This window comes from Planktothrix sp. (assembly GCF_046067725.1).
Lineage (GTDB): Bacteria > Cyanobacteriota > Cyanobacteriia > Cyanobacteriales > Microcoleaceae > Planktothrix.
This window is the reverse complement of the sequence record NZ_JBJUDF010000108.1, coordinates 1-8,229: the sequence shown is the minus strand read 5'-3', so window position 1 is coordinate 8,229 and position 8,229 is coordinate 1. Positions and strand designations below refer to the sequence as shown.

At 38.2% G+C, this 8,229-nt stretch carries 6 protein-coding genes; 1 reads left to right on the top strand and 5 read right to left on the bottom strand.

Features of this window, described 5'->3' with window-relative positions; translation table 11 throughout:
• Positions 1 to 455: WD40 repeat domain-containing protein (locus tag ACKPEB_RS06230; RefSeq protein ID WP_408963981.1), on the top strand; the 455-nt coding region annotated here is incomplete at its 5' end.
• Positions 456 to 617: 162 nt separating this feature from the next.
• Here ACKPEB_RS06230 and ACKPEB_RS06225 read toward each other — a convergent pair.
• The 5 genes from ACKPEB_RS06225 to ACKPEB_RS06205 all read right to left on the bottom strand — a co-directional run.
• Positions 618 to 875, bottom strand: coding sequence for a type II toxin-antitoxin system mRNA interferase toxin, RelE/StbE family (locus ACKPEB_RS06225; protein ID WP_408963979.1), 258 nt, complete (start codon positions 873 to 875; stop codon positions 618 to 620).
• Positions 876 to 879: 4 nt separating this feature from the next.
• Positions 880 to 1,131 (bottom strand): type II toxin-antitoxin system Phd/YefM family antitoxin, encoded by a 252-nt coding sequence (locus ACKPEB_RS06220; protein ID WP_408963978.1) that lies wholly within the window; start codon positions 1,129 to 1,131, stop codon positions 880 to 882.
• A gap of 223 nt (positions 1,132 to 1,354) precedes the next feature.
• A complete protein-coding gene (locus tag ACKPEB_RS06215; RefSeq protein ID WP_408963977.1) occupies positions 1,355 to 3,508 on the bottom strand; it encodes a pentapeptide repeat-containing protein in 2,154 nt (717 codons plus the stop codon).
• Between the two features lie 1,124 nt (positions 3,509 to 4,632).
• Positions 4,633 to 6,729: a M3 family metallopeptidase gene (locus tag ACKPEB_RS06210; protein WP_408963976.1), complete on the bottom strand. Its 2,097-nt coding sequence runs from the start codon at positions 6,727 to 6,729 to the stop codon at positions 4,633 to 4,635.
• Between the two features lie 126 nt (positions 6,730 to 6,855).
• Positions 6,856 to 8,229, bottom strand: a 1,374-nt coding sequence (locus ACKPEB_RS06205) for a protein kinase domain-containing protein (RefSeq protein ID WP_408963975.1), incomplete at its 5' end; no start/stop codon positions are given.

Sequence of the window (8,229 nt, the reverse complement as noted above, 5' to 3'; positions counted from 1 at the left end):
TTTTGATACAAACTTTTGAAAAAAATAATGATGCAACAATTCGTAATTTAGAAGCTTGGAGTTTAGAAACAGGTCAACAAGTTTATAAAATCAATTTAACAGGAGCTATTTTATTTGTTCAAATAAACACTGATAATAGTAAAATGCTCGTAGCTACAAATGATCAATATTTGAGAATTTTTAACTTACAAACTGGACATGAAATTTTTAAAATAAAAAATCAGTGGAGTGATGCTCAAAAAGAAGTAACTATTACTCCAGATTTCAAAGAAGTTATTTCAATTTATAAAGGCAATAATCTGATCGTCTGGGACTTAGAAATGGGAAAGGTTAAAGCTACTTTTACAACAGATAATCCTCTAGCTTGTTACACAGTTTCTCCTGATGGAAAAACAATTGTAGCTGCTGAAATATTCGGGAAACTTCATTTCCTAACCTTAGAAGATAAAGAATAAATAAGAGTCGGTCAATTTTGGTCACAACATCGCAATATTGCTTAGTGATATTGTTGATAATATTCCCAGATATCGTAAGGGCGAGGAAACCTCGCCCCTACAGGGTTAGGGTAAACTAAAATCAGATTAAACAGTTAAGTGCGATCGCACTCATTACTACAATTAATCGCCGTAATGGGTTTTTGTTCTAATTATAAATACCACTTTATCAGCTTCTAAAATTTCATAGACAATTCGATCTTTACGGTTGAGACGATAAGAATATAATCCCTCTAGCTGACCTTTAAGGGATTTTCCCACATAAGGATTTTTAGAAATAATATTTTGCAAAATTTGCTTTAACTTTGCTTTTTGCTGGGAGGTAAGTTGAGCAATATCTTTTTGAGCAGATTTAGAAAATTGAATTTGATAATCTGCCATTGTTTTAATCCAAAAGTTGATCTATTGTGAAAACTTCCCCCTGTTGATATTCTTGACGAGAGGCTTCAATATCAGCAATTAAGGTTTTGTCTTGAAGTAGTTCGGTGGTTTCCGTCCAGCTTTCTAATTCTTCTTGGCTGATGAGGATGAAACTTTTATTATCCTGAACAATAACAACTCCTCCAGGTTCCGTACTGGCTTTTTCTAAAATTTCACTGAAGTTATTTTTAGCGTATTCTCCTGTAACGTGATACATTATTTAACCTCTCTGTTGAATGAAGAAATAACGATGATTCACCTTTAATAATATTATGGCATAATTTAACAAATAGGTAGGGTCAGTAAGAGCACAATACCTAAATATTGCTTAATAATATTGTTGATAATATTCCCAGATCTCGTAAGGGCGAGGAAACCTCGCTCCTACAGAGTTAGGGTCAACTAAAATCAGATTAAACAGTTAAGTGCGATCGCACTCTTTACTGTTTCCCGTCTTGAGGTGGACAGTCGGGGTGAATTCCCCCTTGAGAACAAATGTATTTAATTTGGTTTTGATCCAAATTAATAGCATTGCTAAAATCAACCTTATTAAGACGGTTAGAGTCAGAAGTATCTTCGGGTGTGGAAATAAATTGATCGGCTTTATTTTGTTGAGAAGAAACAAAGATTGCGCCTTTAAAATTAGTTCCGTCTAGTTTCGCTCCTTGAAAATTAACTAAACTGAGATTCGCATTTTTAAAATTAGCATCTTGTAATCGAGCATTTTTAAAGTTAGAACCTTTTAATTTAGCGGAGGTTAAGTCAGCTTCCTGTAAATTTGAACCTGCAAAATTAACCGCCGATAGATCAGCATTTTTAAAGTTTGCTTGTCTTAAATTGCTAAATTGGAAATTAGCACCCGGCGCTTTAGCGGAAGTCAAACGAGCGGTTTTTAAATCGCTATTGGAGAAATTCGCACTGGATAATTCCGCACCTGTAAATTTAGCATCCGTGAGATTAGCTTGTTGCAAATTAGAACCTAATAATTTAGCACTGCTAAAATTAGCTCCGGTTAAATCTGATGAAGATAAATTGGCTTTATTGAGATTCGCCTTCAAAAAATTGCTGTATTTTAACACAGTATTACTCAAGAAAGCTCCGGTTAAATCGGCTTCAGTTAAATCAGCGCCACTTAAATCGGAAATCCAATCATCAAAGGTTCCTAACCGTCCATCGTCTCCCGCACTCGCAAACCGACTATTTTTGAAACTAGCTTTAGTAAAGTTAGTATTTCTAAAGTTAATACCGGATAAGTCTGTTTGTTCTAAAACTAAAGTAAATTGAACAGGTGGGGTGGTATTTTGCCCTAAATCAATTCGACTTAAATCAACATTCTGGACAAAACCGCCATAGACTTTTAATATTTTAGCGATCGCTCGTTGGGTGGCTTGTTGTCGTCGTCCAGCTAATTCTTTTTCTTGATTTTCAGACCCAAATTGCATGGAATCTAAATCATTTTTCAACGCTTGGTTTAAGCGTCTTAAATGAGGTAAAGCTTGGGGGCCCGTACTAACTAATGCTTGTTGGGTTACATCCATTAAAACGGGATTTTCTTCCTGAGCTAATAAATCCACTAATAAAGGAATAGCACGGGGATCTTTAATCGCCCCTAATGCTAAAATAGCTCCTCGTTTTTGAGCAACATCTGTAGACGCATTGGGGGCTAATTTACTCACTAAAGCTAGAAAAACTTGATTATCCTGTTGTTGAAATTCTCGACGGTTGGCTTGATTTTGAATATAAACTTGAGTCCCAACAAAGGTTCCTAAAACTGCGGCCATACTGGCACTACTAACAATAATTAAAGTTAAACCCGGATGTTGACGCATCCAAGTCCACAAATTAAACTCTAATTTTGGGGTTTCAGGGGTAACAACAATGGCATGAACCGCATCATCTTCCCGAACCCAATCATAATTTGTAAAGGGATTAAATCCTAAAATTGCGGGGGCTTCTTGTACGGACGTTTCTGCTAATAAATCATGTCCGGTTCGACCTTGAAATCGTTTCGCAATTAAGGCATCTCCTAATAAAGTTGCACCGGATAAAGCTCCTAAAATTAATAAATTAGGATAAGCTCCTGTGACTTGCCAAAGGCCATAAGCAAGGGTTAAGGGAATTCCCCAACGTCCGATTAATTCTCGACGGATGACTCGTCCCCATCCTGGGGGTAAACCATTGGGATTAATCACCTGTACCCCAAGCCACATTTTGGGTAAGGTTTGACCCCGTTTAGCTAATAGATAAAGTTGCCATCCTCCCACGACCAGGGGTAACAGTAACGCACCTGACCACAACAAATTCGTTAAGGGGGCGACTTTGGGGTTGCGATCGCGCACCGGAATTCCTAATGTTGCGGCGACGGTTTCTGATGTGAGGCGGACAACGGGATTTAGGGGGACGGGTTGATCAGTGCGGTTGGAGACGACACCCAGGGTAAAGGGAATTAACCCACTCACCGCAACTAAGGAAACTTCCGCCACAAACGCTCCCCAGCGACGAACCCAAACGGGTAAAGGTTTTGCAGGAGCATCGGGCCAGGATGGAGAAGATTGAGGTTGATCCGTGTCTCTACCTACAGTCGGGCTTGTCATAGTTCAAAATTCCCTGGTATGGGTCGTTAAGATGAACAAAATGCAGAAAAATTAAACAATTAATAGGCTTGCTTCGAGTTTATTTTAACTGAAGACGGGATTTGGGAGGATCTGGAAAATCAGAGTTTTTTGTACTGAGTCGGGTCATGGGTTTTTCATTCTAAATGTTTTCCCATTCTCCTTGTAAGGTAAATCCCGACCAATAATCAGGAGGTATCCATTCTGATGCTTCATTTTGCCACATTTTAATTTGAGCTTGTCGTAAAGCCGCAACGGGAGATCATCCTTTTGTTAACATTCCTTGATAAAATTTAACCATTAATTGGGATGTGGCTTGATCATCAATCTTCAATAATAGTTAAAGCGGTTTCAATTTGAGCGATCGCTTCTTCAAAATTCCCCTGTTTTTGTTTAATTGTTGCAATTCGATATCGAGATAATGCTTAGCTTGATTATACAATTCTAAGGATTGATCTAAATTTCCTTTTATATCTTAGAAACAACCGATAAAAATACAGGAAATATTAAAGTTTTGGAAGGAACAGTACAAGTGATTTAAAACACGGGAACTGGAGAAACTGTAGAATTTAATGAAGGAGAAAAAGTATCGGTTTTACAAGGAATTTTAAGCGAAGTGATTCTCATAAATCCTGAAAAAATTGTATCGATTTTATCGGATCGATTATTCTCAGGATTTACAATTTATGTCACCCCTTTCAAGATATTCTGTCATTTTTTCTTGGTATTTTTTTAAACTATCAATTTTAGAGAAAATTTCTATAACAAAATCTGGCACTAAATTTAAAAATTTGCATTGCTTTCAAAGCGTAAATTAGGATTTAGAGAACTAATTTCCATTAATTCTCCATCATTTATTATATATAAAAATAATACCATAATTTGAAATTCATCAAAACATTTTTTTATTTATTATAGCGATTAAGTCAGGCTCAAGCTAAATGTTAGCTATTTTTTAGATCAACAATTAACCTGATAACTATAGCGCTACGCATTACAGTTAGGACATTTCTGAATTCTCAAACCCTTTCACTTCTTACTGTTCCCTGTTCCCTCTTCAAGTAGCGCTATAAGTAGGGGCGGGATAACCCCACTCCTACAATTGATTACGCGGCGATTAAACCACTATGAATTAATAACGGTTTTGTACTCGGTTCTCGTCCTCGGAAGGATTTAAATACTTCCATCGGATGTAAACTTCCTCCTAATGCTAATACCGTATCTCGGAAGCGTTTCCCGGTTTCTGAAACGGCTTTTTGATTATTTAATCCGGCTTCTTCAAAGGCAGAAAAGGCATCAGCACTTAAAACTTCTGCCCATTTATAACTGTAATATCCTGCCGAATAACCTCCCGCAAAAATATGACCAAAAGCACATAAAAAGGCATCTTCTGGCAGAGGTTTAATAATCATTGTATTCTCTGCAATGCGGTTGCGAACATCACTAACGGTTTCACTTCCTCCGGGTTGATAACGGTGATGTAATTCAATATCCACAAACCCAAAATGAAGTTGTCGCAGCATTCCTGTTCCACTCATATAGGTTTTAGCCGCTAACAACTTTTTGTAATAATGTTCGGGTAAGGTTTCTCCAGTTTGATAATGTTTTGCCATGCCAAATAAGGTAGCTTGTTCATAACACCAATTCTCCATAAATTGGCTTGGCAATTCCACCGCATCCCATTCCACATTATTAATGCCAGCAGCACCAGCATAATCAACAGTAGTTAACATATGTTGTAACCCATGACCAAATTCATGAAATAACGTTTCGACTTCTGTAAACGTCATTAAACTGGGTTGATCATCAATGGGTGGGGTTTGATTACATTGTAAATAAGCGACGGGTAATCGCACTTTGGTTTCGCCATTTTCTACCCATTTTGCACGACCAATACATTCATCCATCCAAGCTCCCCCGCGTTTTTCAGCCGGACGACTATAGGGATCTAAATAAAAGTAAGCAATGGGATTTCCACTTTCATTGGCAACTTGAAAATAGCGGACATCTTCATGCCAAATGGGGGCTTGACCATCGGCTGGAGTAATGGTAATTCCAAAGATTCGATGAACTAATCCAAAGAGTCCTTCTAAAACTTTCGGTAGGGAAAAATAAGGTCGTAATTCTTCATCGGTAAAAGCAAATTTTTCTTCCCGTTGTCGTTCTGACCAAAAGGCAATATCCCAATGTTGTAAATTGTTTGCTTCTTCGGCTCCTTTTGACGCAGCAAAGCCTTTTAAATCTTCAAATTCTTGTTGAGCCGCATCATAACTCACACTGCGTAATTCTTCTAATAAAGCTTCAACAGCCGCCACATTGGGAGCCATTTTACTGGCTAAACTTAATTCGGCATAGCTATCAAAACCCAGAAGGGTTGCTTTCTGTTTTTTGAGTTCTAAAATGCGTTCAATTAAGGGAAAATTATTCAAGTCTCCATTAGAAGCTCGACTAATATAAGCTCGATAAACTTTTTCTCGTAAATCTCGCCTCTGGCTATATTTTAAGAAGGGGCCAAAACTGGGAAAATCTAAGGTAATACGCCAGGGGCCGTTTTCTGGGGTGGCATTTTCTGACCCTTCTGCACGGGCAGCTTGAGCCGCTAAACTGAGTAAACTAGGCGGTAAACCTGCAATTTCTTCGGGTGTAGTTAAGGTTAAACTAAAGGCTTTTGTGGCATCTAAAACATGATTAGAAAATTGAGTCGAAAGCTCGGCTAATTCTAATTGAATGGCATTAAATTGATCCCGTTCTTCTCCTTGTAATCCAACACCTGATAATTCAGCATCTCGAATCGCTGTTTCAACAATGCGTTTTTGAGCCGAATCTAATTGCTCCCATTCTTGACTATTTCTTAACTGTTTAAAGCCTTGATAAATGGCTTGACTTTGATTGAGTTTATTGATAAACTGTACAATATTCGGCTGAACTGTTGCATGGGCGGTTCTTAATTCTGGGCTATTTTTGACTCCCATTAAATGCCCAACAATTCCCCAACTCCAGGTTAACCGTTCTTGTAATTTTTGCAGAGGTTCCACTAAACCTGTCCAGGTTGGTTTGACTTGGGTTTCTAAGGTAGTAAGTTCCTGTTCGAGTTCTGTTAAAAGTTGCGTAATCCCAGGAACAACGTGATCCGGTGTAATCTGTTCAAAGGGGGGTAATCCTTGACCGATCAGGAGTGGATTTTCTGTGATTGTTGCACTCATACTTCTGTTGTCTTTAGTCAGGGGTAGAACACCTTCTATGGTAATCAGAAATGGTATTTCTAGCTAGTCCTCCAAGGGTTTTAAACCCAGCAAGCCCCTATTTTTGTCGATGTCCTATCCTTTTTGTTAAAACCAAAAACACCACAATTTTCGTTTTCCATTGGGTCGAATAGTACGCCAATTCATTTTAGCCATTGCTAATTGTTCATCACTGACGATGGCACGGGTTAGATTCGCGCCACAGAGATTAACTCCTCGCAAATTTGCTCGATTTAAACAAGAATCTCGAAGATTAGCTCCCCGTAAATCAGCCCGTTCTAAATTAGCATTACTTAAATAAGCTTTGACTAATTGAGCATTGCGAAAATTCACTTCTGTTAATCGAGCGCGACCAAAATTAGCTTCAGTTAAATCGCAGTTTTGAAAATTACTATTACTTAAACGGGATTCATAAAAATTACATCCCGAAAAATCAAAATTTTGTAAGTTTAAACCGCTTAATTCACAATCGGGAAAATCGCGTTTTCCTTTCATGTAAGCAGTCTTTAATGTATTTTCATTCCATTTCGAGGCGGCGGGGGGCGGACTAAATTTACTTTGATTAGAAACAGGTTCATAAATCATGGTGCTAGGGGCACCTTGAGTGGCACTAAGACCACTGACTAAAGATGTTTCATCATAAATCTCTGTATCCCCAGCTACATTCTGTTGTTTTTTCTGGGTTAAGCGTTTATTCCGAGCTTGAATTTGAGCCGCCATACGCTGGGAAGGTAACAGCAAGGCGGTATTCGGTTCATTCAAAAACGTTGATTCCTGACTCGAAGTTGGTGATTTCCGGTTAGGATTAAGGTTGGGTTTCTGCTGCGTCACCATCCCTTCTGCTAGAATTCCATAACTGGATTCTGAATTTAACGCTCGTAGAACATCTTGCGCCGACTGATAACGATACTGTACGGAAAATTCCAACATCCGTTGCAAAATACTGGCAAAGGAATCACTGATATCTAAATGGGGTTGCCATAAAATTTCCCCTGTCACCGGATTACTTTCAAAGGAATTGGGCGATTTACCCGTCATTAAGTAAACACAGGTCATTCCCAAGGCATAAATATCACTGGCATAAACGGGACGCAATGCCATTTGTTCAGGGGGAGCAAACCCAGATGTTCCGATGGCAAAATTGGTAAATGCAGTTTGTCCAGTGCCCATCAGGGTTGCTTGATTGACTTGATCTTTGACCGCTCCAAAGTCAATTAAAACCAGACGTTCATCAATTCGCCGTCGTAAAATATTTGCAGGTTTAATATCTCGATGAATAACTTCTTGACTATGAATATAATGTAATAAAGGTAAAATTTCTTGAAGAAACTTTTTAACTTGCGTCTCGTTAAAAATGCCGTTTTCTTTGACTTCTTGTTTTAAGGTACAACCATCAATATATTCTTGGACTAGATAAAATTGTTTTCCCCCAACAAAATAATCGATGAGGCGAGGAATTTG